We start from the raw sequence: 2020 nt of genomic DNA, 5'->3' as shown, positions 1-2020 counted from the left end.
GACGTCCACTGGACCCCCGCCGACCGCGCCGAACTCCTCGACACCGCCCACGAATCCCTCGCCCGCCTGGACCGCCTGGTCGCCAACCTCCTGGACATGAGCAGACTCCAGGCGGGCGTACTCGGCGTGTCGGCGGAGCCGGTCGCGCTGGGGGAGATCCTGCCGGGCGCGCTGGACGAACTGGGCCCGCTCGCGGGCCGGGTGCGCCTCGACGTCCCCGCCGACCTCCCCGACCTGCTGGCCGACCCCGCGCTGCTCGAACGCATCCTGGCCAACCTGGTCTCCAACGCGGTCCGCTACAGCCCACCTGACCGGCCCGTCGTGGTCACGGCCGGCCGGTACGGCGGGCGGGCCGAGGTCCGGGTCATCGACCGCGGCCCCGGCATCCCCCGCGACCGGCACGAACACGTCTTCCTGCCGTTCCAGCGGCTCGGCGACCGCGACACCCACACCGGCGTCGGGCTCGGCCTGGCCCTGTCGCGCGGCCTGGCCGAGGCGATGGGCGGCACACTGACCCCCGACGAGACCCCTGGCGGCGGCCTCAGCATGGTCCTCACCCTGCCGCTCGCCGAGGGGGCATGATTCACCAGGCCGTCTGGGGTAGGGGACCGTCGTGCGTGTTGGGGTGTGTTTGTCGCTGAGCGGGCGATACGCCCGGTTCGGCCGTCAGACGGCGGCCGCCCTTGCGGCATGGCGGCGGCTGGAGAGTTCGGTGGATTTGATCGTGGAGGACGACCAGAGCGATCCGCGGACGCTTGAGGCGGTCATGCCCGGCGTGCTCGGCGGATGCGACATCATGCTCGGCCCGTACGCCACCGACCTCGTACGGGCCGCCGGGCCGATCGCGGCCGACGCCGAACGGGTCCTGTGGAACCACGGCGGCTCCGGCGACGACGTGCAGGCCGCCTATCCCGGGTATCTGGTGTCGGTGCTGACGCCCGCGAGCGAGTACGCCCGGCCGTACCTCGAATGGCTGGCGAAGGCCCGGCCGCTCGCGCCGCTGTGGATCGGCGCGGGCAAGGGCTCGTTCGCGCGGCAGGTCAAGGCCGGGGCCGAGGAGGCCGCGCGGGAGCTGGGCGTGCCGGTGGCGCACGGCGACATGCCGACCGACGGGGAGTGGGACCTGCTGTCGGCCGGGGGCTTCGACGAGGACATCGCGACCGTCGAGCGGGCCGGGGCGGCGAGCCGCCCACCCCGGCACATGTGCACGACGGCGGCCGGGGTGTCCGCGTTCGGCACGGCGGCGCCGCACCCGCAGGGCGTGTTCGGCGTCGCCCAGTGGGCGCCGAACCGGCAGCCGGACGGCGACATCCTCGGGCCGCGGGAGGCGGACTTCCTTTCGGTGTACGCCGACCTCGCCGACTTCCTGGCCGCCGGAGTGGTCGTGCCCGGCATCCTCGCCCGCGCCGCCGAGTACCCGGACTACCCGGCGGTGCAGGCCGTCGCCGCCGGAGTCCTGGCCGTCCACTGCGCGCACCAGGCCGCGAGCACGGCCCGGCAGGACGTCTGGGAGGCCGCCGTGTCCCTCGACACCGCCACGATGTTCGGCAGGTTCCGCGTCGATCCACGCACCGGCGCGCAGATCGGGCACCGCATGACGCTGGTGCGCTGGTAGTTCAGAGCGCCTGACGAGCGTTCGCGGCGGCCGTGACCAGGTTCGCCAGCGCGGCCTCCACCTGCGGATATGTACGGGTCTTGAGTCCGCAGTCCGGGTTGACCCAGACCCGCCCGGCGGGCAGTACGGCGAGCGCCGCCCCGAGCAGCTTCTCCACCTCGGCCACGGACGGCACCCGCGGTGAGTGGATGTCGTAGACCCCCGGCCCCAGCCCGCGGGTGAACGCGCCCACGGCCGACTCCGCCAGGATGCGCCCGTCCGACCTGGCCGACTCGACGCTGGTCACGTCGGCGTCCAGGCTCTCGATGGCGGCGGCGATCTGGTCGGCGTCCGAATAGCACAGGTGGGTGTGGATCTGCGTGGCGTCGCCCGCCCCCGAGGTGGCCCGCCGGTACGCCCCGACCG

The 2020-nt window shown here is 74.3% G+C and carries 2 protein-coding genes and 1 pseudogene; 2 read left to right on the top strand and 1 reads right to left on the bottom strand.

Annotated features, from left to right (window positions below; translation table 11 throughout):
- Both C1I98_RS38315 and C1I98_RS38310 read left to right on the top strand, forming a co-directional pair.
- The coding region (locus C1I98_RS38315; RefSeq protein ID WP_233508556.1) for a sensor histidine kinase at positions 1 to 582 on the top strand (582 nt) is incomplete at its 5' end.
- 31 nt (positions 583 to 613) lie between these two features.
- Positions 614 to 1615 carry an ABC transporter substrate-binding protein gene (locus C1I98_RS38310; protein ID WP_111172115.1) on the top strand — a complete coding sequence of 334 codons (1002 nt, stop codon included), beginning with the start codon at positions 614 to 616 and terminating at the stop codon, positions 1613 to 1615.
- 1 nt (position 1616) lies between these two features.
- On the opposite strand, the pseudogene C1I98_RS38305 reads toward C1I98_RS38310, so the two are convergent.
- Positions 1617 to 2020 (bottom strand): annotated as a pseudogene (locus tag C1I98_RS38305) (5-methyltetrahydropteroyltriglutamate--homocysteine S-methyltransferase); the annotation flags it as partial.

It is taken from the genome of Spongiactinospora gelatinilytica, from assembly GCF_003236385.1.
In the GTDB taxonomy this organism is placed as follows: Bacteria; Actinomycetota; Actinomycetes; order Streptosporangiales; family Streptosporangiaceae; genus Spongiactinospora; species Spongiactinospora gelatinilytica.
This window is presented reverse-complemented; position numbering and strand designations above follow the sequence as displayed.